Here is a 25,446-nt window from a genome sequence, read left to right as displayed (position 1 = left end):
AGCGGACGCCAGATGAAGCACGACGTTCTTTTACGACATCTACACTTCAGCCTCCAGCGCGGCCACGGCGGCAGCAAACTGCCGTCCGCGGTCCTCGTAGTTCTGAAACAGGTCGAACGACGCGCAGGCGGGCGAGAGCAGCACCACGTCGCCGGGGGCGGCGAGGGCGGCGGCCCGCTGCACGGCGGCGGCCATGCTTTGGGTTTCTTCGAGGTGCGGCACCACGCTGCCGAAGCTGGCGCGGAGCTTTTCGTTGTCGAGCCCCAGGCAAATTAGCGCTTTTACGCGGCTTTCGGCCAGCGGCTGCAGACTGCTGTAGTCGTTGCCCTTGTCAGTGCCGCCCGCAATCCACACAATCGGGACCCTGATGCCGTCGAGGGCGTACCAGGCAGCCTCCACGTTGGTGGCCTTGCTGTCGTTGATGAAGCGCACGCCGTTGTGCTCACCCACCAACTGCAGGCGGTGGTCAGCGTTGCGGAACGAGGCCAGAGCGGCCTCAATCTGCGGGGCTTCCAGGCCGGCCAGGCGGGCGCACAGAATGGCGGCCAGCGCGTTCTGGCGGTTGTGCTGGCCGATGAGCGGCGACGCAGCGGTGCTGATTGCCTCAGTTTTGCTATAGAAACCGGGCAGCAAATCCACGCGTACCTCGTCTTCTTCGGTGTAGTAGCCGGCCAGGTGGAAATCGGGGCGGTGGTGCAGGCTGAAGGGCAGCTGGCGCACCGGCCGCAGCGCGCCGGGGTAGTAGCGCTGGATGGTTTCGTCGTCGGCGTTGTAGATGAAGAAATTGCTGCTGTCCTGGTTTTGGGTGATGCGCAGCTTGGCCTTGGCGTACTGTTCGAGCGAGTAGTCGTAGCGGTCGAGGTGGTCGGGGGTGATGTTGAGCAGCACCGCCACCCAGGGCTGAAAGTCGTAGGTATCATCGAGCTGGAAAGAGCTCAATTCCAGCACGTAGTAGTCGTGCGCATCGGCAATAACCTGCTCGGCCAGCGAGTAGCCTACGTTACCGGCCAGCCCCACGTTCAGGCCGCTTTCCTTCAGCAAGTGGTAGGTGAGCAGCGTGGTGGTGGTTTTGCCGTTGGTGCCCGTAATGGCGATGCACCGGGCCCGGGTGTAGCGCCCGGCCAGCTCAATTTCGGAAATAATAGGCGTACCCTTTTTGCGCAGCTCCTGAATAACGGCCGCTTTTTCCGGGATGCCAGGGCTTTTCACCACCTCATCGGCCGTCAGGATTTCGGCCAGCGTGTGCCCGCCTTCCTCGAACCGGATATTGGCGTTGCGCAGCTTCGCCTGGTATTTGGGCTGAATAGGGCTTTGGTCGGACACGAAAACGGTGTGGCCCTTGGCCTGGGCCAGCAGCGCCGCCCCTACCCCACTCTCGCCGGCTCCCAGAATTACGTAGTGCATAGTTGTTCTTTTGGGGTTCACGCAGGATCTCGCGGTGGTCGTTCACTGCGCGACACTGCGTCAGCCACTGCGAGACCCTGCGTGAAAAATTGTTAGCGGAGCTTCAAGGTAACCAAAGTCAATACGGCCAGCATGATGCTCACAATCCAGAAGCGCGACACTATTTTGGACTCGTGATAACCAAGCTTCTGGTAGTGGTGGTGCAAGGGCGACATACGGAGCAGCCGCCGGCCCTCGCCGTATTTGCGACGGGTGTATTTGAAGTAGCTCACCTGCGCCATCACCGAGAGGCTTTCAATCAGAAACACCCCGCAGAGTACCGGAATCAGCAGCTCCTTACGCACGATGAGGGCCAGCACGGCAATGATACCGCCGATGGCCAGCGAGCCGGTGTCGCCCATAAACACCTGGGCCGGGTAGCTATTGTACCACAGAAAGCCCACGCAAGCCCCCACGAAAGCGGCACAGAAGATGACCAGCTCGCCCGAATTCGGAATGAACATGACATCGAGGTAGTCGGCCAGCAGGGCGTTGCCGCTCACGAAGGCAAAAACGGCCAGCGTGGTACCAATAATGGCCGAGGTGCCCGCCGCCAGCCCGTCGAGGCCGTCGGTGAGGTTGGCCCCATTGCTGACGGCGGTGATGATGAGGATGACGATGGGAATGTAGAAGAAGGCGTAGTACTCGTTGAAAAAGTCGCCGGCCGTGGCAAACAGGTCGCCATAGTTAAGCTCGTTGTTCTTGATGAACGGCACCGTGGTAATCATCAGCTTCACGTCCTGGTACACTGTGCTGGCATCTACGGCCGAAAATGAACCGTCGGCCAGCACATACTGGCGCACGGTTACGTCGTTGCTGAAGAATAGCACCCAGCCCACCGTGAGGCCCAGGCCCACCTGGCCCAGAATCTTGAAGCGCCCGGCCAGCCCCTCCTTGTCCTTCTTCACCACCTTAATATAGTCGTCGACGAAGCCAATCAACCCCAGCCAAACGGTGCTGAGCAGCATGAGGATGATGTAGATATTGTCGAGCTTGGCAAACAGCAGCACCGGCACCAGAATGGCCAGCAGAATAATGAGGCCGCCCATGGTGGGGGTGCCCTTTTTCTCGGCCTGCCCCTGCAGACCCAGGTCGCGAATGGTTTCGCCAATCTGCTGGCGCTGCAGCAGCCGAATCAGCGGCGCGCCGAAGTACTGCGCAATAATCAGCGACGAAACGATGGCCAGCGCCGCCCGAAACGAGCTGTACTGCATCACGCCGGTGCCCGGAATGTGGTGTACCTTATAAAGGTAATTGAACAGGTAGTACAGCATGGGCGCGGTGGTCGGCGGGCGGGTTGAAGCGCAAAGGTAGATTTTAGTGGTTAGTGATTAATAGTAAGTGGGGAGTTTTTGGAGGATGAAGGGTGAAATAGAACCTGTCATGCAGAGCGCAGCGAAGCATCTCGCGTGCTGACGTTGGAATGGTAACTCAACGTCAGCACGCGAGATGCTTCGCTGCGCTCTGCATGACGTTCTTTCTCAACTACCAAACTCACTTCCCCAGCAGCGCGAACAGCTCTATCAGCACCTGCTTATCGTCGAAGTCGTTTTTGATGCCTTTGATTTCCTGGTAGGTTTCGTGGCCTTTGCCGGCTACCAGCACGATGTCGCCGGGCTGGGCCAGGGCTACGGCGGTTTTGATGGCTTCGCGCCGGTCGGCAATGGTGAGGACTTTACCCAGCGCGGCGGCCGGTACGCCGGTCTGCATCTGGGCGAGAATATCGTTGGGGTCTTCGAAGCGCGGGTTGTCGGAGGTCAGCACGGCGCGGTCGGACAGCACGGCGGCGAGGCGGGCCATTTCGGGGCGCTTGGCTCCGTCGCGGTTGCCGCCGCAGCCCACTATCGTAATAATCTGCTGGCTGGGCTGGCGGATGTCGGCCAAGGTCTGGAGCACGTTTTCCAGCGCGTCGGGCGTGTGGGCGTAATCTACGATACCCGTGATGCGCGCTTTCTCCGATACCACCGGCTCGAAGCGGCCGGGCGCCGAGGTCAGGCCTGACAGCACCGTCAGCACTTCGGTGGGGTCCTCACCCAGCAGCACCGCCGTACCGTAAATGGCTAGCAGGTTGTAGGCGTTGAACACGCCGATGAGCCGGAACTGCACCTCCCGGCCCTCAATTTCAAGGTGGAGGCCGTGCACCGCGTTTTCCAGCAGCCGCGCCCGAAACTCACCGTGGCCGCGCAACGAGTACAGCTCGCGGCGCCCGGCCACGTTCTGCAGCATCACGGCCCCGCGCTTGTCGTCGGCGTTGCTCAGGGCAAAGCCCGACTTCGGCAGCATATCGAAAAAGCCCTTTTTGGCCTTCAGATACGCGTCGAAGGTACCGTGGTAGTCGAGGTGGTCGTGGCTGAGGTTGGTGAACACGCCGCCCGCGAAGTGCAGGCCCGTAACGCGGTGCTGGACCACGGCGTGCGAGCTGACTTCTATAAATACGTGGGTGCAGCCGGCGCGCAGCATCTGGGCCAGCAGCTCGTTCAGGCGGATGGCGTCGGGCGTGGTGTGGGTGCTCGGAATCACCTGCTCGTTTATCTGGTTCTGCACCGTGCTCAGCAGCCCGCAGTGGTAGCCTAGCTCGCGGAACAGCTTGTGCAGCATGGTGGCGCAGGTGGTTTTACCGTTGGTGCCCGTAATGCCCACCAGCTGCAGCTGCCGCGACGGATGCCCGTAAAACTCGGCCGCCATCAGGGCCATGGCCTCCGCCGAATCGGCCACTTGCACGTAGCTGGTGGCCGGGTTCAGCTCGGCCGGCAGCTCCTCGCACACTACCACGGTCGCGCCCCTTTCTACTGCTTTCTGGATAAACTGGTGGCCGTCGGCAGCCGTGCCGCGCAGGGCAAAAAACACGGTTCCCGGCCCCGCCTGGCGCGAATCAAGCGTGAGGGCGGTAACGGGAGCGTCCGTCGGCCCGCGCTGGTCGAGCACGGTTACGCTCTGGGTGAGGAGTTGCAGGTTTTTCAAGTTGATTTCTCGCAGTGTTTCGCAGTACTATTGAACGGTGCAGAGACGCAATATTTTGCGTCTCTACGCCATTTCTCAGTTCAATTATTAAGGCACAGTAGTAACCACTGCCAGCGGCGGCGGCAGCATACCAATCGGCTCCAACTGCAACACTACTGTAGTACCGCGCTTAGCGGGCGTGCCGGCGGCTACCGACTGGCTGGTTACCCGGCCCGAGCCGCTGGTGCGTACCCGCAAGCCGCGGTTTTCGAGCAGAAACAGCGCGTCGCGCAGCGTCAGGCCCTCCACGTTGGGCACGCGGCCGGGGCGCAGCGGCAGTGGCAGCAGCTGCACGTCGGCGGCCTGCGAGTCGGGGCGGGCGGTGCGCACCCAGTCTTCGGTGGGGGCCGTGGCCTGGTGGCGCACCCCCAGCTGGCTGAACATCATCGTCAGCTCGTCCTGCAGGCCAGCCTTCACCAGCGGCACGGGCGAGCGACGCACCGGGGCGCGGGCCAGCAGCGGCCGCTCCGAGGCCGCGTCGCGGGCCATAGCCTTGTCGGCCAGCTCGCGAAACACCGGTGCGGCCACGTCGCCACCGTAAATACGGCCGTTTTTGGGCGAATCGACTACTACAATGCAGCTGTACTTGGGCTTGTCGGCCGGGAAGTAGCCGCAGAAGCTGGTGGAATAGGTGCGGGTGTAAGCACCATTTTTGAACTTCCAGGCCGTACCGGTTTTGCCCGCAATCAGGTAGTCGCTGGTGCGGATGCCGCGGGCCGTGCCGTGCTCTACCACGCCTTCCATCATCGTGCGCACTTTCTGCAAGGTTTCCTCGGAGCAGATTTTGGGGTTGAGTACCACCGGCTCAAACCGCTCAATCACCTTATCGGCCTGCTTGATTTCGCTTACAATCATGGGCTGCATCTTCACCCCATTATTGGCCACGGCGTTGTAAAAGGCCAGCGTCTGGAGCGGAGCCAGCTTCAGCTCGTAGCCGATGCTCATGGTACTCAGCGACGTGCGGCTCCAGCTCCGGTCGTTGGGGTCCTTAATGTAGGGCCGTGCCTCGCCAGCCATCTGGAAGCCCAGCGGCTTATCGAGTCCGTAGCTTTTCAGGTGGTCGGTGTACTTCTCGGGGTTCTTATTAAAGGTGCGGTCGGTGAGCAGCGCTACGCCGATGTTCGACGATTTCTCGAACACCTGCTGGATGGAAATCCGGCCATAAGGGTGCGAGTCGGTCTTCACGGCCCCGCCGATGCGCATGGCCCCCGAGCGGCCGGTGTCAATCGTGTCGTTAAGCTGCAAATCAGGGTTTTCCTCAAATACGGCCATCATCGAGGCCAGCTTGAAGGTCGAGCCCGGCTCGGTGCGGCCCTGGTCGGCAATGGCGTAGTTGTAGTTTTCGCGGTACACGCCGTCGGCGACCCGGCCCAGGTTGGCTACGGCTTTGATGTGGCCGGTGGCCACTTCCATCAGAATGACAGTGCCATACTGGGCGTTGTTCTGCACCAGCGACTTGTAGAGGGCACTTTCGGCCATGTCCTGGAGGTTGATATCGAGCGTCGTCTTCACGTCGTAGCCCGGCTGGGGCTTCACCTCGGTACCGTCGTAGATGGGCTTATTGCCGCCCGGCAGGCGCTCGAACAGGGCCTCACCGTCGCGGCCGGCCAGGTGGCGGTTGAAGGTGAATTCCAGGCCCGCCCCATTCTTGTCTTCGTTTACGAAGCCAATTGTGCGCTGGGCCAACCCGCCAAAGGGCCGGAAGCGCTTATCAATCTTCTCGAAAATAACCCCGCCCCGGTTTTTACCCTCCCGGAAGATGGGCCACGAAGTCAGCTCCTTTTTCTCCTGATAATTGATTTGCCGCGAGTTGAGGCGGATATAGCGCACGCCCTTTTTGGGGTCGTGGGCGTTCTTGAGCTTGCGGAAATATTCCTGCTTGCTTCGGTCGCCAAAAAAGCCAGCCAGCAGCCCGGCCAGCGAGTCCACCTTCTGGTTGAACAGCGCATCGTTTACCACGCTAGGGTCCCAGGCCACCCGGTAAAAGGGCAGCGAGGTAGCCATAATACTCTCATTATCAGAGTATATATTGCCGCGGGTGGCAAATACCGGCTGGTAGATAACGCGCCGTTCCTGCTCCAGGGCGCTCCACTTGGCTCCTTCGGTAAACTGAATATGGGTGATGCGCCACACAATGGCCGCCGAAAACAGGCAGACCCCCAGGAAGGCCAGCCGTACGCGGGTAACAATGCTTTTTTTAACGTTTCCTTTCATCGACGGCGGGTTGTAGCTCGGTTGGATGAAGCGGCGGCCGGAGCTGGCTCGCCGTTGAGGTCGGTGCCGATAGGAACGGGCGGCGCGCCCACTTCCACCACTGAGTCGATGCCCAGGGCCGGGCCCACTACCCGGCGCAACGAGTCAACGCGGGCGCGGGCAGTCATGGCGGCCACCGAGTCGGCCGTAAGCCCGGGCATCATGTCCAGCTTGGCCTCATCGAGGCCCCCGGCGGGCACGGCAATGCGGAAAGGCGGCGAGGAGCTTTCGGCCAGCCCGTAAGCGGCCACGCGCCGGGCCACTTCGCTCTGCTTGCTGGCCTCCATGTAGTCCGATTTGAGCGTGGTGTAGTCGGCCCGCAGGTCCTCAGTTTCAGTCTTGAGCTTCTGAATGCTGCGGTTCATACGGGTGGCGTAGTGCGTGTTGCCGATGTAGAGCAGCACCAGAAACATGATGAACAGCAGATGCGGCAGCAGCCGCACCGGCAGGCCCTCCCGAAACAGCCCGTCCATGGGCGTGGCCCGCTCCAGCAGCGTAAACACGCTCCACGTGCTCCGCTTCGGGGCCACCGGCCGGGCCGCCCGCACTGGTCGGGGTGCCCGCTCGGGGGCCGCTTCCGGCTCCGGCTCGGCCACTGCCGGCGGGCGCACCGGCGCTGGCTCCACGGCGCGGGGCGCGTTGGTGCGAGGCGGATTGGTAGCAGGACGAACGGTATTGGCGGACATCTTCTTACTTTTTGATTGCGATGCGCAGCTTCGCCGAACGGGCGCGACTGTTGAGGGCAATTTCTTCGGCCGTGGCCTCCATGGGCTTGCGGGTAACGACTTCGAAGGGCAAATCGGTACGGCCAAACAAATCCTTATCGGCTTCGCCGAAGAATTTACCCTTAGCCAGAAAGTTCTTCACCAGCCGGTCTTCGAGCGAGTGGTAGCTCATGACCACCAGCCGGCCGCCGGGGCGCAGCACCTGAGTGGTTTGTTCGAGCATCTCGCGCAAAGCGGCCATTTCGTCGTTGGCCTCGATGCGCAGGGCCTGGAAAACCTGGGCCAGGTACTTGTTCTCCTTGCCCCGCGGCGTGCAGGGCGCAATGGCTTTCTTGAGGGCCGAAATAGTGGTAATGGACTGCCCGCGCCGCGCCGAAACCACCGTGGCGGCCAGCGTGCGGGCATTAGTTACCTCGCCATACATGCCAAAAATACGGTGCAGCTCAGCCTCCGAGTACTCGTTGATGAGGTCGGCGGCCGAGGCGTCGGGGCCGTCGGGGTCCATGCGCATATCCAGCGGCCCGTCGAAACGGGTGCTGAAGCCGCGCTCCGGCGTATCGAACTGGTGCGACGACACGCCCAAATCGGCCAGCAGGCCATCGACGGGCAGTACCCCGCGCTGGTTGAGCTCCTGAAACAGGTGGCGGAAGTTGGCGCGGATGAACGTGAACTCGGGGCGTGCCAGCTGGGCGGCCTCGGCCTCGGCGTCGGCATCCTGGTCGAAGCTGTAGAGGTGGCCGGGGCTTTGCAGGCGCTCCAGCATGCGGGCCGAGTGGCCGCCGCCGCCGAAAGTAACGTCCACGTAGCGGCCCCCGGGCTGCAGATCGAGGGCTTCGAGGCACTCGCGCAGCATCACCGGGCGGTGGTAGGCGGTATCGTTGGCGTAGTCGTTCACGGCAGGTAATTCGGGTTCCGCGTTGAAATCGGCGAAAATCAAAAGTACGCATCCAAAGGGCAACGCCAACGGCCCAGGGCTGCAAACCGGTTTTTCTTGGGGCACAGCTTTCTAAAACCCCTAATACTGAACACGCCCCTCGCAATTCCGCACGCAGCCCCCGCGTGGTATTCCGTATCTTTGTGGCTGCTGCTTATGAAACGTCCACTGCTCCATCGGCTCTTCAGTGTCTGGCTGGCCCTGTTGGTGCTCACCTCCTCGGTGGGCCTGGCGGTGCAGCAGCATCTGTGCCTGCAAAGCGGCCAAAGCAGCACCGACGTTATTTTCCAGCCGGCCAGCCACGGCTGTGCGCCAGTTCAAGTAGCCGCTGAGCCCCACGAGGCCGAAGCAGGCCACCTGTTGAAGTCGTGCTGCGAGTTTGGGGCTGATTTTCACAAGCTCGATGCCGCTTCGGCTCAGTTGAACTGGGCGAAAGTATCGGTGCCGGCTTTGCTGCCGGCCTGGCCCGCTGCCCCGTTCCCGGCCTTTAAGGCTGCCAGCCTGCATCAGCCGGCCCCGCGCTGGTACGCGGCCGATTCGTCGCCGCCGCTGGGCGGGCGGGCGCTGCTCACGCGGGTGGGCGTATTGGTCGTTTAGTGTTTTTTCCGGAGGCTGCCGTTTGGGCAGCCCGCTTCGCCAGGCCCGATTGGGCCGGTGCTTACCTCGGAAAACGCTAAACATCTGCTTCTTATGCATTCCTCTATCCGGTACAGCCGGGCGCTGGCGGTAGCCGGCCTCGTGCTGGCCGCCACTGCCGCGCAGGCCCAAACGCCCGACCCTTCTGTGGCCCCAGTACGTGGGCAGGTGCTCGACGCCACCAACAACTCGCCCGTGCCCGGCGCAGTCGTCCGCTGGCTGAGCAACCCCGCCGGGGCCGCCACCACCGACGCCCAGGGCGCCTTCTCGCTGGTGCGCCCCGCTGGCACCGACAACCGGCTCATCATCAACTTTCTGGGTTACCTGGCCGATACCGTGCGGGCCGAGGGCACACGCTACCTGCGCGTGCCGCTGCGCCGCTCTGCCGAGCTAGGCGAGGTGAAGGTAGAAGCCCGCGCCCTCGCTTACTCGGGCCTCACGCCTACCAACACCCAGGTCATCACCAGTCGCGACCTCACCAAATCGGCCTGCTGCAACTTGGCCGAGAGCTTCGAAACCAATGCCTCGGTCGAAGTATCGACCACCGACGCGACCTCGGGCGCCAAGCAGATTCAGCTGTTGGGCCTCGATGGAGCCTACACGCTGCTGACGCTGGAAAACCTGCCGGCCCTACGCGGGCTGGCCACGCCATACCGCCTGGGCTACCTCGCCGGCCCCTGGATTGAAAGCATCGACATTATTAAGGGCATGGGCTCGGTGGTAAACGGCTACGAAAGCATTGCCGGCCAGGTGAACATTCACCTCAAGGACCCCGCTAAAACCGACCGCCTGCACTTCAACGCCTACGTCAACGACATGGGCAAATTCGACCTGAACCTGAACCTGGCCACCCGGCTCACGCCCAAGCTTAGTACGGCCCTGCTGCTGCACACCGACCATATGGGCGGCCGCATCGACCGCAACGACGACGGCTTTTTGGATTTGCCCCGGGCCACCCAGTTCAACGCGTTCAATAAGTGGAAGTACAACTCGGGCGACGGCGTGGTGCTTGAGGCCGGTCTGGGGGCGCTTCGCGAAACCCGCCAGGGCGGGCAGCTGGACTTCCGCGAAAACACGCCCGGCTCCTACTACGGCATCACGCAGGAAACCAACCGCTACACCGGCTACGCCAAAGCCAGCTACGCCTGGGCCGGCCGCCCCTACCAGAGCCTGGGGCTGCTGCTGAGCGGCACCGACCACGATTTCACCTCCCGCTACGGCCGCCGCGACTACGACGGCAACCAGCGCACGGGCCTGGCTACGCTACTGTTTCAGAGCATCATCGGTACCACGGCCCACACCTACCGCACCGGCCTGAGCTTCCAGTACGATGACTACCGCGAAACCTACAACCCGAGCACAACCAGCACGGCACTGCTGGCGCGCAACCGCCGCGAGCAGGTGCCGGGCGCGTTTGGCGAGTACACCTACCAGAATGCCAGCAACCTGACGGTGGTCGGGGGCCTGCGCCTCGACCGGCACAACCTGTACGGCTGGCTGCTTACGCCCCGCCTGAACGTGAAGTACGACCCGGCCAAGAATACGGTGCTCCGCTTTGCGGCCGGCAAGGGCCTGCGGGTGGCCAACCCACTGGCCGAGAATTCGGGCATGTTCGTTAGCTCCCGCGAGTTCGTTATCAGCCCCGGTCTGCAGCCCGAAAAGGCCTGGAGCGTGGGCGGCTCGGCCACTCAGTACTTCAATGCCTTCGGCCGGCAGGGCACGCTGGTGGCCGATTACTACCACACCGAGTTTCAGAACCAGGTGGTGGTTGACTCCTACACTGCCCCCGACCGGCTGCTGATTGGCAACCTGGCACCGGGCGGGCGCAGCTACTCGCGCAGCTTTTTGGCCGAAGTGCAGGTGGAACCCGTGAAGGGCTTGGAGGCCAAAGCGGCCTATAAGTACCTCGATGTGCAGACCGATTACAATGGCCAGCTGCTGCCGCGGGTGCTGGTACCCCGCCACCGCCTGTTCCTCAACCTGGCCTACGCCACGGCCTTCGACAAGTGGCGTGCCGACCTGACGGTGCAGGGTTACGGCCAACGCCCGCTGGCTCCCGAGCCCGGTACCGCCGAGCCGGAGGGCCCGGTTTTCAGCCCCCGCTACGCCCTGCTCAACACGCAAATTACGCGCGCTTTCAAGCGCTGGGAAGTGTATGCCGGCGTCGAGAACCTGACCAATTACCGCCAGCGCAACCCCATTCAGGGAGCCGCCGCGCCTTTTGGCCCGACTTTCGATGCGGCCATGGTATGGGGCCCGGTATACGGGCGCATGAGCTATCTGGGCATGCGCTTCACGCTACCCTAGCTGCTCTAGGCTGGCAGCCTTTTTTAATCTGAAAACGCACCTTTCTCACTTGTAAAACTGTTTTGCTACTATGAAATTCTTCCCCTCCTTCCTGCTGTCGTGCCTGCTCTTGATTTCGAGCGGCGCTTTTGCCCAAACCACCAAGAGCAAGGCCAAAGGTCCGGCCACCGCAACACTGCAGCTCAAAACTTCGGCCGTGTGCGACATGTGCAAAGCCCGCCTTGAAAAGGCCATGGCCTACGAAAAAGGCGTCCAGCAGGCCACGCTCGACGTGCCCAGCCAGATGCTGACCGTCACTTTCCGTCCTGATAAAACCAACGCCGCCGCGCTTACCTCGGCCGTGCAGAAAACCGGCTATGATGCCAACGACCAGCAGGCCGACGACAAAGCATATGAGCGGCTGCCGGAGTGCTGCAAGAAGACCAACGATGTTCATTAATTAGCGATACTCAGCCAGCTGGTAGCTGGCTGAGTATCGCCGCTATGTGGCAACTTGTTGCTCATGGCTAATACTACCGGAGGGCCGGCGGTAAGTGGTATACCCAAACTGGGTTGCTGCTTACCGCCGGCCCTCTTGCATAAGCGTAATGGCTTATGTGTCTGTGTTTGGAATAGTATAGCAACCAGATTAAATAGTATGCCAACGGGTCTATATGTCCGACGAACAGATAAATTTCAACACATTTATAAAAATAGTCTGATTTAATCCACCTATATTACCGACTACTACTCCGCATATAGGGCGGCTTGCATCGGTACCCAAACTGCTTTCCTGCTTATTGTTTATGAAGATATCCTGCCTGCTCCTCGACGATGACCTGCTGGTGCTGGAACTGCTTCAGGCCTACGCAGCCATGACCAACGTGCTGGAGGTAAAGGCCGCCTTCACCGACCCACTCGAAGCCCACCGCTACCTGCTGGAGAATCCGGTGCAGGTGCTGTTCTCCGACGTTACCATGCCCCACCTCAGCGGCATCGACCTGGTAAAGTCGTTGCACCATCCGCCGTTGGTCGTGCTCATGACGGCGCATCCGCAGTACGCGATGGAGGGCTTCAATCTGGATGTCATCGACTTTCTGCTCAAGCCTATTTCGCTCGAACGGTTTCTGAAGGCCGTAAACAAAGTAGCGAGCCTGCTACGGGTGCAAACCAACCCGGCAGAGCCCCAGCCCGATGCGGCTCCGGGCTGGGGCTCGTTCTTTATCCGCACCGATGCTCAGTTTGTGCGCCTGCACTACCGTGAGGTGCTCTTCATTGAAGCGCTAAAGGATTTCACCAAAATAAACACCGCCGACGGCCGCTCGCACTTAACGCTGGTAAACCTCAAAAACCTGGAGCACCAGCTGCCGGCCGGCCTGTTCGTGCGCACCCACCGCTCCTACCTCGTCAACGCTGCCCGCATCGATTCGATGAACTCGCTGGAAGTGAGAGTGGCCGGCCACGCTCTGCCGCTGGGCCAGACCTACCGCGAGCGGGTAACCGAGCAGATTGTGAACACCACGCTCATAAAGCGTACTTAACCTTTCGCTCTCCACAACCGCCACCAAGGAAGGTAGGGCTGGTCGTGGTGCTCGTAGTGGTAGCCGAAAAAGTAGCAGCTAACAAAGGCCCAGGCGTGGTGGCGGAACTGGCTGCGCGATTTGTGCGCATTATCAGCCTGATGCTCGCCCCGGTGTGGCAGGTAGGTACCGAAATAAAACAGCTGAAAGGTGCCCAGCACGGCCGGCAGCATCCAGAAGGCAATAACGTTGGCCTGCGGGAAAAACAGCTTAAGCACATTGTAGGCGGCAGCCATCAGCAGCACCTGCCACACCGTTACATAGTTCCAAGCGAAGCGCACAAACCAGGGCAGAAAGCCTGGGTGGCGGCCGTTGTGAAAGTCGGGGTCGTGCTCGGTGGCTACGTGGCGGTGGTGGGCGTGGTGCTTGGCCAGCATGCCCGGAAACCAGTTGAAAGCGAAAAGCCCCGCCGCCAGTGTACCAATGGCATTATTCAGGCGTTTGTTGGTGCTCACCACGCCATGCATGGCATCGTGGGCGGTAATAAAGAGGCCAGTGTAGAGGTGAGTTTGCAGCAAGGCCAGCAGGTAGGGCCAGGGCGTCCGCCAATCGGGCTGGTAAAAAGCCAGCAAAAACGAAAGCAGCCCGGCCCAGCAGACCAGAACCAGCCCCGCTGCCAATACGCCTCGCCCTTCTAATGGTGCCGGCCGCACCCGTCCCGGCCGGGCAGTGCGCAGGCCGGCGGCAGCAGTTTCAGCAACAGAATACGTCAGTTCACTCATTGGCTTGCTTACTCTTTCAGCGCTTTACAGCGCCAGTAGCGCGTCGCGGATCTGCTCCATCTGCCACATGGGGGTGCTGGTGGCTCCGCAGATGCCCACACTCTGGCCCGGCTCAAACCAAGCCTGGTCAAGGTCGTCGAGTTTGGAGATGAAGTGGGTAGCTGGGTTGGTATCCTTGCAGACTTGGTAGAGCACCTTGCCGTTGGAGCTTTTGGTACCCGACACGAACACCACTTGGTCGTACTGGGCGGCGAAGCGGCGCAGGTCCTTGTCGCGGTTGCTTACTTGCCGGCAGATGGTGTCGTTGGCATTTACCTCGTAGCCGCGCTCTGTCAGCTCGTTTTTAATGCGGTAGAACGAGTCGGTGCTCTTGGTGGTCTGGCTGTAGAGCGTGAGGCGGGACGGCAACTCGTGGCCCAGCAACTCCTCCAGGCTCTCAAACACCACGGCATTTCCGCTGGTCTGGCCCAGCAGGCCGCGCACTTCGGCGTGGCCATGCTTGCCATAGATGAAGATCCGGTCCTGCTTGTCGTAGCTGGTTTTAATTCGGTTTTGCAGCTTAAGTACCACCGGACACGAGGCGTCAACGAGCGTAAGCTCGTTTTCCATGGCCATCTGATAAGTGCTGGGCGGCTCGCCGTGGGCCCGGATGAGCACAGCCTCACGGCGCAGGCCGGCCAACTGCTCGTAGTCGATGATGCGCAGGCCCCGGCGTTCGAGACGTTCCACTTCCTCGTCGTTATGCACAATATCGCCCAGGCAATAAAGGTAGCCCTGCTCATCGAGTAGGTCTTCGGCCATCTGAATGGCATAGATAACGCCAAAGCAGAAGCCGGAGTTGGGGTCGATTCGAACGCTTAGGTGGTGCGGCATAGCGAAACAGTAACCTGGAAGCAGCCCGGAAGGTTACGGCTAGCGGAAGATAAGCCGGATTTCGCAAAAGCCCGCCCCCGCCAGTGCGGGCCGTTCGGCTAAAACGTACCGAAAGCCTGCTGCTGCTCCATGTCGCGGATAACGCGCTCCTCAGCCGGCGAGGCGCGTAGCACTTCGCGGTTGCGCCAGAACTCGGGTTCGTAGGGGCCTTTTCGGGCCTGCCGCAGGTCGTTGTAATTAACACCGGTGCTTTTATAGCCTTTAGTGTTGGCGCCCTTGGCGTAGCGATAGAAGAACAGATTGCCGCTGAGCGTAGTAGTATCGGGGCGGCCGTTATAGCGCAGCACAATGCGCTGCTCGGCCCGCACAGCCCGTAGCTGGCTGAGCGAGTCCTGATAAGACACAAAATCGGCGGTCAGGTGCATATTCTGCGAGTCGAGGCTGGTGCCTTCGCCGAACTGCAGCGACATGAGGTCGGCAATAGGCACCCGGCTTTCCATGCGGCGCAGGGTAGCCGTTTCCATGTCGAGGTAAAGCGTGCCAGTCAGGGCCGACTGGCCCAGCTCGGGCCGGGGCCGGAAGTCGATAACGGCTACTTCGCCCGACTCATCGCGCAATACTTCGCGCAGCTGAAATACGAACTGCTCGGTAGCGCGCGGCCCCAGCGGCACGGCCACCTTGCGGGGGCTGGGCTTGGGGTCGTACACCGGAATCAGGCGCATGGCGGCCGAAAAATTCATCATATCCACGCCGGTTTCTTCGCTCACCTGTCCGTAGCGGGCCTGCGTCAGCTGCCAGCCGCTAACGCCTTCCGCCGTGAAGCGCACGTCGTAGAAGGCATCCATGAACTCGGTATAGCGGCCGTTGTGGCGCTGCTTCTGGCGGTAGAAGGCCTGCCCGTACATGGCATCGCGCTGGTGCCGGGCCAGTTTGGCGCTGGCGCGCTGCACCAACTCGGCCGCCACCTGCCCGGGGTTGCGAACCCGCACTTCGGGCAGGGCCACTAAGCTATTTTTGAGACGGACTTCGAGCGGCGAAGCCGCCGTTGCAGCGTTGACGTTGAGTATGGCAGGCTCGAAGCCCAGACTGTTTACCGTAAGCTGCTGGGGCAGCCGCGGAACCCGCAGCAGAAACTCGCCGGCTTCGTTGGTAGCCGTACCCACTTCGGCCCCTACTACCCCTACCCCGGCGTACGGTACGGGTTGGTTCTTCTCATCAAGCACGCGGCCTTTCAGCAGAATTGCCTGTGCCTGGGCAAGGCTACCACCGAGCAGAAAAACCAGCAGGAGCAATAGCGAAGATTTCATAGGCAAAGTAAGAAGGGAAGAACCCAAAAGGCGGATGCCATGCAATGGGCCGCGCACAGGCCGGGAGGCCCTGTGGAGCCGAAAACCAATCCGCTACCCGAGGGCGTCATAGTGTATAGGTGGTTCTATAACCGGGCCAGCTTCTGGGCGTCGGCGTCCGAAACATGGCCCCGTTCTACCAGAAAATCGCGCACCAGCCCGAACGATTCGGCATCGAGGCCCGAGTTTGGGTGGTTGAGCAGCGTCTTGAGCAAAAACTGCCGGTCTTCGTCTACGTGCTGGCTCAGGCCCAGAAAAGAAGGCAGGTTGCTTTCCACGCTCAGGCGCAGAAACCGCACTTCGGGGTTGGCCGAATCGAGCTGCACGGCCTGCTCGAACTGCTTGCTGGCCTGCTGGACATAAGTAAGTTTGCTGAGCATGGAGGCGTCGCGGGCACGGATGGCCTCGGCCGCCGCCTTATAAGCCAGCACCACGGCATCCTGCCGGGTATAGGCGCTCATCAGTTTATGAAACTTTTCGCCGGCTTCTTTGCTGGCGGCCGCCTGCTGATACTGCTGGCGGAGCTTGGGCAGGGCGTAGGGGTTGGCTTCGGTTGACACGAGCGTGGAAAAAGTCAGAAGGATGGTTAGAATCAGAAACTTAGGCACGGCAGAGGACAGGAAACGGCGGCGGACATAGCGGTTAGGTTTGCCGCTACAGCGGCCGCCTTGCTTCAATTATGACGCCAAATAGCGAAATTCAGCGCAATTCGGCATCCGCAGGCCTATATTTTAGCCATCCGGTAACGTAGCCACGAGCCCATAAGCAGCAGCAGCTTGGTGTTGGTAGGCACCCGCACCCGCTGCTGCTGAATGTAGGCCGCCGGCAGCTGCCGTATCTTCTGGAACAGCTTCAGGTAGTATACATACGCCAGGTAAACGCCCAGCCGGGCCGCCCGTGGCAACTGCACAATGCCCGCGTAACCGGCCTTAAAATCGGCCCGGATGTCGTCCTCAATGTCGCGCTTTACCGCATCGGTAAACCGTTCATACTGCACCCCCGGAAAATATACCCGGCCCCGCTCTTCGTAGTCGGAGCGGATATCGCGCAGGAAGTTGATTTTCTGGAAGGCCGAGCCCAGCCGCCGGGCCGGCTCGCGCAGCCGCTCGAACTCTGCCTGGTTGCCTTCGCAGAAGATGCGCAGGCACATAAGCCCCACCACCTCGGCCGAGCCGTAGATGTACTTGCTGTACAGCGACTGGTCGTAGCTCCGGTCGTCGAGGTCCATCTCCATGCTATAGAGGAAGGCCGCGATAAACTCCCGGTCGATACCGTACTGGTGTACCACATCCTGGAAAGCGTGCAACACCGGGTTCAAGCTGATCCGTTTATCCAGGGCCTCGTAGGTCTGGCGCTCGAAGTCGGCAAACAGCGCGGCCTTATCGTGCTCGTGGAAAGTATCCACGATTTCGTCGGCCCACCGCACGAAGCCATACACCGAGTACACCGGCAGGTGAAACCGCTGGTCGAGCGTGCGGATACCAAGCGTGAAAGACGTGCTGTAGCGCTGGGTAATCAGCTTGCTGCACGCCCGGCTGGTTTCAGTGAAAAGGGCAACGTGGTCCAAATGCTTTTTGAATTATGCGTTTTGAATTTCGAATTTTGAATGTCGCTCGATTAGCAAAACGACTCATTCAGCATCCTCAATCCGTACTTCAGATTTTCTGGCAGGCTTTTAAAACAGCTAATTCTTAACTCCTAATTCCTTAATCACCTCCCCTGCCACTACCTGGCCCGAGATGAGCGAGGGGGGCACGCCGGGGCCGGGCACGGTGAGTTGGCCGGTGAAGTAGAGGTTGCTGACTTTCTTACTTTTAAGGCCGGGCTTGAGGATAGCCGTCTGGCGCAGGGTGTTAGCCAGCCCGTAGGCGTTGCCCTTGTAGCTGTGGTAGTCGTCGATGAAATCCTGGTGGGCGTAGCTGCGCTTGTACACCACCGCATCGCGGATGCTGGTGCCGCAGTGCCGCTCCAGCCGCTCCATAATAAAGTTGTAGTAGTGCTCGCGCGTGGCCTCGGGGTCGGGCAGGTTGGGAGCCACCGGAACCAGCAGGAAAATGTTCTCGCTGCCTTCGGGGGCCACCGAGGGGTCGGTTTGCGAAGGGGCCGACACGTAGAACAGCGGGCGGGTGGGCCATTTCGGGTTCTCATAGATTTCCTCGGCGTGCAGGCCGAAGTCCTCATCGAAAAACAGGTTGTGGTGGCGCAGGTTGGGCAGGCGCTTGTTCACGCCCACATAAAACAGCAACGACGAAGGCGCCATTGTGCGCTTATCCCAATACTCCTCCGAGTAGGTGCGCCACTCGGGGGCCAGCAGGTGTTGCTCGGCGTGGTGGTAGTCGGCGCCGGCCACCACGGCGTCGGCGGGCCGGAAACCAGTGGCAGTCTGCACGCCAGTGGTGCGGCCGTTTTCCACCACAATCTGCTCTACGGGCGCGTTGTACTCGATTTTCACGCCCTGCTCGCGGGCCAGAGCCACCATGCCCTCCACAATTTTGTGCATGCCGCCCATAGGGTACCAGGTGCCCAACGCCAGGTCGGCGTAGTTCATAAGCGAGTACAGGGCCGGCGTGTTTTCGGAAGTGGCGCCCAGAAACAGAATCGGGAATTCGACCAGCTCCAGCAGGCGCGGGTCCTTGAAGAACTTGCGCACGTGCTTGTGCATGCTCTGGAGCAGATCCAGGCGCACGGCATCCACCAGTAGGCGCGGGTCGGCAAACTCCAGCAGCGAGCGGCCGGGCATATGCACAAACTTGCCAATACCTACCTTGTACTTGTAAGCGGCCTGGCGCAGAAACTCGTCGAGACGAGCACCGCTACCGGGCTCAAACCGCTCGAACAGCGCCCGCAGTTCGCCCATGGCTGCCGGAATATCTACCGCCTCGGGGCCCTTGAATATCACCTGGTACGAAGGATCGAGTCGCACCAAATCGTAGTAGTCGCTCACCTTGCGGCCGAACTTAGCGAAGTACTGCTCGAAAATATCGGGCATCCAGTACCAGCTCGGGCCCATATCAAAGGTGAACCCTTCGGCCTGAAATTGGCGCGCCCGGCCACCAGGGCCCTCGTTTTTCTCCAGCAACGTAACGCGGCAGCCCTGCTGGGCCAGAGAGGTAGCCGCCGACAGGCCCGCAAAGCCGGCCCCGATAACTATGATGTGTTTGCTCACAGACGCAAATATGGGATTTTGCTGGTTTCGCCAGCCTGACTACGCTAAGATACCGCCAGGCGGCCCGGAAGTTTGGTTTCCGGAAAAGACAACGAGCCGCAAACTACGCTGGCCAAAGCTGGTTGCGTAGTCCGCGGCCCGTGATACGCCCGGGGCGGGTCTGTACTCTCTCCCTATTCCCTACACACCGGGGGCGTATGTCTTCAACGCCTGCTTGAGCTCTTTGCGGGCGATGTGGATTCGGTTTTTCACGGTTCCGATCGGAATCTGCAGCTTTTCTGCAATTTCCAGATACTTGTAACCGATGTAGTACATCATGAACGGCGTCCGGTAGTCGGCCGAAAGGCCGGCGATAGCCGCATTGATGTCCGTTACTACGAAATCGGAGCTGGCTCCGTTGTGGGTAATGTAGTTTTCATCGGTATTAAAGTACTGAAAGTACTCTGTGCTATCGATGTTGCTATTGCGCTTGGTTATTTTGTTGTAGTTGTTGATGAAGGTGTTGCGCATGATGGTGTACAACCACGCCTTCAAATTGGTACCCGTTTTAAACTTATCCTTGTTGAGCATAGCCTTAAGCAGGGTTTCCTGCACGAGGTCTTTAGCGTCGTCGGCGTCGCGGGTCAGGTTCATCGCCACCGGCTTCAGCGAATAAGAAATCTTCTGTACCTGGTCAGTGAATTCAAGAGAGGTCATGCTGTTTAGCTTTTGGTGGCCAAATGTTAAACAAATATACGCACGCACCACCAAAAAGTACGCGAACCGGTCAATTTATTTCGCACAACCAATCAGTATCGGGCTTCGGATGCCGCCAGGGCCAGTTTTGCCGTCATAAAATACCAGTTCGGGTTCCAGCCCCTGCTTTCGGTCGGGATCGGCATGTATTTATCCGGCCGTTCGCTACCGGTCTCCTCCCTCAAAACAGGTACGGCGGGGCCACCACATCGGTTTGCGGCGCTACGCCTCAGCCGACTCTACACCAGCTTCCACCAAGGCTATAAAGTCGGTAATCAGGCTCAGGCGGGTGGTTTCAGGCGGCAGCGGAAAATCCAGCTGGGCCAGCGGGCCATAGAGGTAAAGCTCGGTACCGGGGCAATAGGTGCGCAGTTGCTGCACGAAGTGCCCCACCTCATCACGCTCGGGTACGGCGGTCATTACCGTCAGCACGGCGTGGGGCTGGTAGCTGGCACACACGGCTTTCAGCTCGGTAGCGGGCAGGTTCTGGCCCAAGTACAGTACATGGTGGCGGCGAGCCCGCAGCACGTAGTTCATAAACAACAGCGCCAACTCGTGCATCTCGCGCTCGGGCAGAAACAGCACCCAGCGCCGGGCCGAAGCCGGTGACACCGGCGGCAGGGCGTCGGTGCCAGCCAACATTTTCTGTCGTAACAAATTGGTTATCAAATGCTCCTGAGCCGGATTCACGGTTCCGGCCTGCCACATAATACCGATGCGCTGCAGAAACGGGTAAGCAACCCGCAGAATGGCTTCTTCGAGTCCTAATTGCTGAATGGCCTGATCGAGCAAGTGGACCAGCTGGCACTCATCCATGGCCAGCATGGCGGCCAGCAGCCCGTTTACGCGCTGGCAGTAGTTATGAGCCGCGTCGTTACCGGCCAGCACAGCTGTCGAAAGATCTGCCTCGCTTAGGCTGGCTACCTTGGAAATACGGTAGCCCCGGTCGCAGAGCGTGGCCACGTTCAGCAGCCGGCGCAAGTCGTCTTCGCAATAAGTACGGATGTTGGTGGCGGTACGCGCGGGGGTCAGAATGCCATAGCGCTGCTCCCACACCCGAATCGTGTGTGCCTTGACGCCCGAAAGCTGCTCTAAATCGGAAATGGAGAAGTAACCCATTTTTTTAAGCTGATAGCTGTTAGCGGCTGGCTATTAGCTTTTATTCGAGAGAAAGATGGTCTATTAAAGATCCGAAACACGCTTTCAAACCTTTACTGAAATCAGCCAAGTCGGCTGGCTGCAAATCTTCAGTCGGCCGACTTGGCTGATTTCAGCACACGGGTGGGCGCAGGACGGCGCAGCGCCAGCTGGAAATACTTGGGCGACACCCATAGCAGGCCGAACTCTTCGCTGCCGTTGCGGCCAGTGGTTTTATGGTGCATCTTGTGGGCCATGTTTAGGGCCCGCAGATACGTGTTGCGCGACTTACGCCAAAAGCGCAGGCGGCCATGAATCAGCACATCGTGCACGAAAAAATATAGCGTGCCGTAGCTGGCAATACCCACGCCCATCCAGAACCGAAAATCGTGTGCTTCGGAGCCAAACATAATGAGCAGCATCGAAAGCGAGCCGTAAAACAGGAAGAAGAAGTCGTTCCGTTCGAAGTGGTGCGGATGGCGCACATGGTGCGAACGGTGCAGAAACCACAGCGGCCCATGCAGCACAAAGCGGTGCATGAACCAGGCTACGAACTCCATTCCCAAAAAAGTAGCCGTCGTAACGGCCACGGCACCCAGCGTTGTCATAGTAGCCCTAACCAGCGAAAAAGCGAGAAGGTTTAGCAGGTGATGTAGTGGCAATAAAAAAATCCGTTCTGCTTCGACTACGCTCAGCAGAACGGACTCCTTTAGTATCACCACACTCCCTAATTATCCCAGGTCAGTTTTTCCTTGTTGAGGAAGGCAGCAATGCCGCGGCGGCAGTCGTCGGAGCTGCGGGCGTCGGCGTTCATGCGGGCGGCGTAGCGCAGGCTGTCTTCAAGCGGCATTTCGGGCAGGCGGGCCATCATTTCCTTGGTGCTTTCCATGCTCTGGGCCGAATTTTCGACGCAAAGGCGGCGGGCAAAGCGGTATACGTTGTCGGCCAGTTCGGCGCGGGGCACTACAAAGTTCACCAGCCCATATTCCAGGGCCTTATCGGCCGGAATTACGTCGCCGGTGAGCAGCAGCTGCTTGGTGCGGGTTTCACCGATTTTGCGCAGTAGGAAAATACTGACAATGGCCGGCAGAAAACCAATTTTCACCTCGGTGTAACCAAATTTAGCTTCCGGCACGGTGAAGGCAAAGTCGCAGATGGTAGCCAGCCCGCAGCCGCCGGCCAGCGCGTGGCCATGCACCTGCCCGATTACCACCTTATTGAGCGTGTAAATCTGATGGAACAGCTGCATGAGGTGGGTCGAGTCGGCCAGGTTCTCGTTGTAGCCAAAGCTCTGCAGCTCCTGAATGTAGCCCAAATCGGCCCCGGCGCAGAATACGTCGCCTTCGGCCCGCAGCACAATCACCTTGCAGGCAGTATCTTCTTCGGCGTAGGCAAATGCCTGCTTCAGCTCAGTAACCACGTTGGCGTTGAGCGCATTGCGCTTGTCGGGGCGGTTGAGTGTAATATAGCCAATAGATTCCTGGATGTCGTAGCGGATATAGCGCAGTTCTTCCAGTTGCTGAGTGGGCATGTCTTCCATAATCGGGGTGGGTGGGGCAAGGATGGGGGTCAGCAAAAAGGCCGGTGGATGCACGCAGCAAGGGGCCGGGCTGAGCCAGAAGGAGGTCGAAAATCCAAACCTAGCAAAATTGATGCTATTATAATACGGGCTGCACCCGGATTCCGGCTACTTGCCGCTGGTTTTTTGTACTCCTACGGCTGGCTACCCACCACGAAAGCCCCCGCCAGCGTTACATCGTGGGTACGGAACCCGGCGGCCTGAAACAGCGAATCTTGGCGGGCCACGTACCAGCTTTTGCAGCTTGAGTCGAAAACGATTCGCGGAGCCGTTCCGAACAACGCGGCTACCTCAGCGGGCCGCACGCGGGCATTGCGGCGCAGCACCACGACCGCCAGCCCCGGCAGCGGCCGGGTGCTGCCGCTAAGCCGCCCGCTGATGAAAGCCAGCTGCCGGCCCCGCCAGCCGGCCAGCACCAGGCCCGGCTCGGCTACCAGCGCCGGCACCGGGCCGCCCCGCCAGCCGGGCCAGTAGCTGACGCGCCGGGCGTTGCGGCGGATACTGCCCGGCACAATGCGGTAGGTACGCTCGGTTTCGGTGAGCGGCAGCGAGTCGAGGGGTACGATGTCGGCGGCCGCCCCCTGCCAGAAGCCCACCACCGAGCGGCGCGGAATACTGTAGACCACGAGCTGCTCATCGGGGGCCATTTGGCGGGCAGCCCACACCCGGCTGCCGGCAAACACACCCATAAACGTGCAGGCCAGCGCCAGCCATTGCAGCCGTTTAAGGGCCAAGAAGGCCAGCAGGGCCAGAATCACCCCAAACACCAGCCAGGCCTGCGGGGCCGTGATGTGAATGCCCGATACCAGCGCCCCGGGCAATGAGCGGCCAATAAGGAAAATATACTCGTTGAAGAGCCAGATCATGTTTTCAAACACCCACGCCAGGCCCTTGATAAGGTAGTCGAAGCCATGCGCGGCGGTGGCCGAAACCAGCCCCAGCAGCCAGCCAACACCTTTAAGGACCAGCAGGACCAACCCCACGTACACGGCCAGGCTGGAAATGGGCACGGCTACGAGATTGGAAAGCAGGAAGCTGAGCGGGAACTGGTGGAAGTAGAACAGGCCCAGCGGAAACGTGGCCACCTGGGCTGCCAACGACAGCGCCGTAGCCTTCCACACCCAGTCGAGCCCCACCCCCGTCCATTTCCAGAGCCGCTGCACCGCCGGCGGTTGCCAGGGCCGCTGCCGGGCCAGGAAATAGGCCCTCGGGTGCAGCCAAGCAGCAATGCGCGGCTGCAGGTACACAATGCTGAGCACGGCCAGAAACGAGAGTTGAAAGCCCACGTCGCAGAGCAGATACGGGTCGTAGCAGAGCAGGAAAAAGGCGGCCACGGCCAGCAGGTTGTACATCGAGGTCTGCCGGCCAAACGCGCGGGCCACTAGCAGAAACGAGAACATAACGGTAGCCCGCAGCACCGAGGCCGACAGGCCCGTCAGGAAGGCGTAGCTCCAGATAACGCCTAGTCCGGCCAGGGCAGTGGCCAGCCGCATCAACGGCCCGCGGCGCCCCGGCAGCAGCCCTAGAAGCCAGCTCACGGCCCCAAACAGCAGCCCCACCTGCAGGCCCGACACAGCCATAATGTGGGTGGTGCCGGTGTTGGCGTAGGCCTCTTTGGTCTGCTGGTCCACGTCGTCTTTAAGGCCCAGCACCAGCGCCGAAGCCAGCGCGTATTCGCGCTTGGCATGCACGTACTGCTTGAAAACGCCCTCCACCACCCGCGCTGCCCGCATGGCCACGGCCCGCAGCAAACTCGGCGGAGCTATTCCAATGCGCTGGTATTGGTCGGGATGGATGAACTGCTGGTGGTAAACCTGGTGATACTGCAGGTAACGGCGGTAGTCGAACTCGCCGGGGTTGAGCGGGGCCTTGCTCGGGGCCGGCGCGCCGCGTACCAGCCACAGGTCGCCGTACTGCGGGGCGGGCAGCGAATCGGTGCGCGGCACGGAAACGCGGATACCGCCCACCGCCGGCCGCCACTGCCCCGCCACCCGCACCGCCGACACCCGCACGGTAGTGGCGTAGGTGGCGGGCCGGCGCACGGTGTAGTCGTCCACCACGGCCCGGTAAAATTCAACTTCGCCGCCAAAACGGTACAGGTGGTTGCTCTCCCGGCTTTCGGTGGCCTGCTGCGTGAGCGTGAGGCCGGCCACGTACAGCACCACTACTGCCAGCAGCCCCGCCGCGTCGGTCGGGCCGGGCCCGGGCCGCCGCGCCGCCCACCATTGCACGCCGCCAAACAGCGCCCCCAGCCCCAGTAGCAGCGGCCATACGCTGGGCAGCGCCGCGCCATAATACAAATACGTCAGGATGCCGGCCATCAGCGGCAGCACAAGGCGCACGAAGGCATTCGGGGCCCATTTGACTTGCATACCGGGGCGCGGGGATTAAGCTGTAGCTATCTGGTAATCAAGGTGAATAAAATATAGCAGACTGCAAGCATTGGCAACATATTGTTTCGTTAGCCCTGCCAACTCATCTTGTAATGCTCGATATCGGCCTCCACGAACTTCTCCCCCGCTTTAACGAAGCCGTGGCGCTCGTAGAAACGCACGGCAGGCAGTTGGGCGTGCAGATATACCAGGGCGCCGGGATGGGCAGCTTGCACGTCGTGGAGCACGGCGGCGAGCAGGGCCGCGCCGGCCTCCTGGTTGCGGTACTCGGCCAGCACGGCAAAGCGCTCCAGCTTTACACCCTGCGCAGTAGGCCGCCAGCGGGCGGTGCCGCAGGGCTGGCCGGCAGCGGTCAGGGCGAGGTAGTGGGTGGCGTCGGTGCGGTCGTGGGCGTCGTTTTCGAGGTCGGCGGGCACGTTCTGGCCCAGCACAAACACGGTGCGGCGGATAGCCAGAGCCACTTCCAGGTCGGCTTCGGTGGTAATGCAGCGGACTTGCATAGCGTAAAGAGAAGAAAATGGCGAAGCGTGAAAATACGCGGCCAGCGTTTAAGCGGGCACAAAAAAGCGGCGGCCCGTAGCTGGGTCGCCGCTTTTTTTACGGTAGTAATTCAAATGGTCACGCCAAATCTGCTGGTT

22 protein-coding genes are annotated in these 25,446 nt (G+C 60.7%); 4 read left to right on the top strand and 18 right to left on the bottom strand.

Annotation, left to right across the window (positions count from 1 at the left end; translation table 11 throughout):
* Positions 1–39: 39 nt before the first annotated feature.
* The 6 genes from murD to rsmH form a co-directional block, all read right to left on the bottom strand.
* Positions 40–1,404 (bottom strand): UDP-N-acetylmuramoyl-L-alanine--D-glutamate ligase, encoded by a 1,365-nt coding sequence (murD, locus tag D0N36_RS06620; RefSeq protein WP_116940613.1) that lies wholly within the window; start codon positions 1,402–1,404, stop codon positions 40–42.
* A gap of 92 nt (positions 1,405–1,496) precedes the next feature.
* Positions 1,497–2,717, bottom strand: coding sequence for a phospho-N-acetylmuramoyl-pentapeptide-transferase (mraY, locus tag D0N36_RS06615; RefSeq protein ID WP_116940612.1), 1,221 nt, complete (start codon positions 2,715–2,717; stop codon positions 1,497–1,499).
* A gap of 220 nt (positions 2,718–2,937) precedes the next feature.
* Positions 2,938–4,404, bottom strand: a complete 1,467-nt coding sequence (locus D0N36_RS06610; protein ID WP_190242554.1) for a UDP-N-acetylmuramoyl-L-alanyl-D-glutamate--2,6-diaminopimelate ligase — start codon at positions 4,402–4,404, stop codon at positions 2,938–2,940.
* A gap of 87 nt (positions 4,405–4,491) precedes the next feature.
* The gene (locus D0N36_RS06605) at positions 4,492–6,657 is read right to left on the bottom strand and encodes a penicillin-binding protein (RefSeq protein WP_116940611.1); all 2,166 of its coding nucleotides are present in this window, start codon (positions 6,655–6,657) and stop codon (positions 4,492–4,494) included.
* A complete protein-coding gene (locus tag D0N36_RS06600) occupies positions 6,654–7,382 on the bottom strand; it encodes an FtsL-like putative cell division protein (RefSeq protein WP_190242553.1) in 729 nt (242 codons plus the stop codon). The genes D0N36_RS06605 and D0N36_RS06600 overlap by 4 nt, the downstream gene beginning before the upstream one ends.
* A gap of 4 nt (positions 7,383–7,386) precedes the next feature.
* Entirely contained in the window at positions 7,387–8,316 is a 930-nt protein-coding gene (gene rsmH / locus D0N36_RS06595) for a 16S rRNA (cytosine(1402)-N(4))-methyltransferase RsmH (protein WP_116940702.1), read from the bottom strand.
* 195 nt (positions 8,317–8,511) lie between these two features.
* Between rsmH and D0N36_RS06590 the strand changes: the two genes are divergently transcribed.
* The 4 genes from D0N36_RS06590 (at position 8,512) to D0N36_RS06575 (ending at position 12,818) form a co-directional block, all read left to right on the top strand.
* On the top strand, positions 8,512–8,952 hold the full coding sequence (locus tag D0N36_RS06590; RefSeq protein ID WP_147320773.1) for an HYC_CC_PP family protein: 441 nt from the start codon (positions 8,512–8,514) through the stop codon (positions 8,950–8,952).
* Between the two features lie 93 nt (positions 8,953–9,045).
* Positions 9,046–11,298 (top strand): TonB-dependent receptor, encoded by a 2,253-nt coding sequence (locus D0N36_RS06585; RefSeq protein WP_116940609.1) that lies wholly within the window; start codon positions 9,046–9,048, stop codon positions 11,296–11,298.
* A 70-nt stretch (positions 11,299–11,368) separates the two neighbouring features.
* Positions 11,369–11,737: a heavy-metal-associated domain-containing protein gene (locus tag D0N36_RS06580; RefSeq protein WP_116940608.1), complete on the top strand. Its 369-nt coding sequence runs from the start codon at positions 11,369–11,371 to the stop codon at positions 11,735–11,737.
* 346 nt (positions 11,738–12,083) lie between these two features.
* Positions 12,084–12,818: a LytR/AlgR family response regulator transcription factor gene (locus tag D0N36_RS06575; RefSeq protein WP_116940607.1), complete on the top strand. Its 735-nt coding sequence runs from the start codon at positions 12,084–12,086 to the stop codon at positions 12,816–12,818.
* Here D0N36_RS06575 and D0N36_RS06570 read toward each other — a convergent pair.
* The 12 genes from D0N36_RS06570 to D0N36_RS06515 all read right to left on the bottom strand — a co-directional run bounded on the left by D0N36_RS06570 (position 12,815) and on the right by D0N36_RS06515 (position 25,308).
* A complete protein-coding gene (locus D0N36_RS06570; RefSeq protein WP_116940701.1) occupies positions 12,815–13,510 on the bottom strand; it encodes a fatty acid desaturase in 696 nt (231 codons plus the stop codon). The genes D0N36_RS06575 and D0N36_RS06570 overlap by 4 nt on opposite strands.
* 93 nt (positions 13,511–13,603) lie before the next feature.
* Positions 13,604–14,452, bottom strand: a complete 849-nt coding sequence (locus D0N36_RS06565) for a 4-hydroxy-3-methylbut-2-enyl diphosphate reductase (protein ID WP_116940606.1) — start codon at positions 14,450–14,452, stop codon at positions 13,604–13,606.
* Between the two features lie 98 nt (positions 14,453–14,550).
* Positions 14,551–15,759: a carboxypeptidase-like regulatory domain-containing protein gene (locus D0N36_RS06560; protein WP_116940605.1), complete on the bottom strand. Its 1,209-nt coding sequence runs from the start codon at positions 15,757–15,759 to the stop codon at positions 14,551–14,553.
* Positions 15,760–15,884: 125 nt separating this feature from the next.
* The gene (locus D0N36_RS06555; RefSeq protein ID WP_116940604.1) at positions 15,885–16,406 is read right to left on the bottom strand and encodes a hypothetical protein; all 522 of its coding nucleotides are present in this window, start codon (positions 16,404–16,406) and stop codon (positions 15,885–15,887) included.
* A gap of 116 nt (positions 16,407–16,522) precedes the next feature.
* Entirely contained in the window at positions 16,523–17,365 is an 843-nt protein-coding gene (locus D0N36_RS06550; protein WP_116940603.1) for a phytoene/squalene synthase family protein, read from the bottom strand.
* A 117-nt stretch (positions 17,366–17,482) separates the two neighbouring features.
* Positions 17,483–18,964 (bottom strand): phytoene desaturase family protein, encoded by a 1,482-nt coding sequence (locus tag D0N36_RS06545; protein ID WP_116940602.1) that lies wholly within the window; start codon positions 18,962–18,964, stop codon positions 17,483–17,485.
* A 180-nt stretch (positions 18,965–19,144) separates the two neighbouring features.
* Entirely contained in the window at positions 19,145–19,660 is a 516-nt protein-coding gene (locus D0N36_RS06540; protein WP_019947844.1) for a sigma-70 family RNA polymerase sigma factor, read from the bottom strand.
* Positions 19,661–19,921: 261 nt separating this feature from the next.
* Complete coding sequence (locus D0N36_RS06535) at positions 19,922–20,818, bottom strand: MerR family transcriptional regulator (RefSeq protein WP_116940601.1); 897 nt, start codon at positions 20,816–20,818, stop codon at positions 19,922–19,924.
* Positions 20,819–20,946: 128 nt separating this feature from the next.
* Positions 20,947–21,444: a sterol desaturase family protein gene (locus D0N36_RS06530; protein WP_116940600.1), complete on the bottom strand. Its 498-nt coding sequence runs from the start codon at positions 21,442–21,444 to the stop codon at positions 20,947–20,949.
* Between the two features lie 119 nt (positions 21,445–21,563).
* Positions 21,564–22,376, bottom strand: a complete 813-nt coding sequence (locus D0N36_RS06525) for an enoyl-CoA hydratase/isomerase family protein (RefSeq protein ID WP_116940599.1) — start codon at positions 22,374–22,376, stop codon at positions 21,564–21,566.
* 173 nt (positions 22,377–22,549) lie between these two features.
* Positions 22,550–24,787 (bottom strand): ComEC/Rec2 family competence protein, encoded by a 2,238-nt coding sequence (locus tag D0N36_RS06520; RefSeq protein WP_116940598.1) that lies wholly within the window; start codon positions 24,785–24,787, stop codon positions 22,550–22,552.
* An 89-nt stretch (positions 24,788–24,876) separates the two neighbouring features.
* The gene (locus D0N36_RS06515; protein ID WP_116940597.1) at positions 24,877–25,308 is read right to left on the bottom strand and encodes a GNAT family N-acetyltransferase; all 432 of its coding nucleotides are present in this window, start codon (positions 25,306–25,308) and stop codon (positions 24,877–24,879) included.
* Positions 25,309–25,446: the final 138 nt, after the last annotated feature.

The organism is Hymenobacter lapidiphilus (assembly GCF_003417065.2).
Taxonomy (GTDB): domain Bacteria; phylum Bacteroidota; class Bacteroidia; order Cytophagales; family Hymenobacteraceae; genus Hymenobacter.
This window is presented reverse-complemented; position numbering and strand designations above follow the sequence as displayed.

Coding starts and splice junctions, on each gene's coding strand:
- D0N36_RS06590 (WP_147320773.1), top strand. CDS start 8,512: ATGAAACGTCCACTGCTCCATCGGCTCTTCAGTGTCTGGCTGGCCCTG.
- mraY (WP_116940612.1), bottom strand. CDS start 2,717: ATGCTGTACTACCTGTTCAATTACCTTTATAAGGTACACCACATTCCG.
- D0N36_RS06540 (WP_019947844.1), bottom strand. CDS start 19,660: ATGACCTCTCTTGAATTCACTGACCAGGTACAGAAGATTTCTTATTCG.
- D0N36_RS06520 (WP_116940598.1), bottom strand. CDS start 24,787: ATGCAAGTCAAATGGGCCCCGAATGCCTTCGTGCGCCTTGTGCTGCCG.
- D0N36_RS06515 (WP_116940597.1), bottom strand. CDS start 25,308: ATGCAAGTCCGCTGCATTACCACCGAAGCCGACCTGGAAGTGGCTCTG.
- D0N36_RS06580 (WP_116940608.1), top strand. CDS start 11,369: ATGAAATTCTTCCCCTCCTTCCTGCTGTCGTGCCTGCTCTTGATTTCG.
- D0N36_RS06575 (WP_116940607.1), top strand. CDS start 12,084: ATGAAGATATCCTGCCTGCTCCTCGACGATGACCTGCTGGTGCTGGAA.
- murD (WP_116940613.1), bottom strand. CDS start 1,404: ATGCACTACGTAATTCTGGGAGCCGGCGAGAGTGGGGTAGGGGCGGCG.
- D0N36_RS06530 (WP_116940600.1), bottom strand. CDS start 21,444: ATGACAACGCTGGGTGCCGTGGCCGTTACGACGGCTACTTTTTTGGGA.
- D0N36_RS06585 (WP_116940609.1), top strand. CDS start 9,046: ATGCATTCCTCTATCCGGTACAGCCGGGCGCTGGCGGTAGCCGGCCTC.
- D0N36_RS06600 (WP_190242553.1), bottom strand. CDS start 7,382: ATGTCCGCCAATACCGTTCGTCCTGCTACCAATCCGCCTCGCACCAAC.
- D0N36_RS06605 (WP_116940611.1), bottom strand. CDS start 6,657: ATGAAAGGAAACGTTAAAAAAAGCATTGTTACCCGCGTACGGCTGGCC.
- D0N36_RS06525 (WP_116940599.1), bottom strand. CDS start 22,376: ATGGAAGACATGCCCACTCAGCAACTGGAAGAACTGCGCTATATCCGC.
- D0N36_RS06560 (WP_116940605.1), bottom strand. CDS start 15,759: ATGAAATCTTCGCTATTGCTCCTGCTGGTTTTTCTGCTCGGTGGTAGC.
- D0N36_RS06535 (WP_116940601.1), bottom strand. CDS start 20,818: ATGGGTTACTTCTCCATTTCCGATTTAGAGCAGCTTTCGGGCGTCAAG.
- D0N36_RS06565 (WP_116940606.1), bottom strand. CDS start 14,452: ATGCCGCACCACCTAAGCGTTCGAATCGACCCCAACTCCGGCTTCTGC.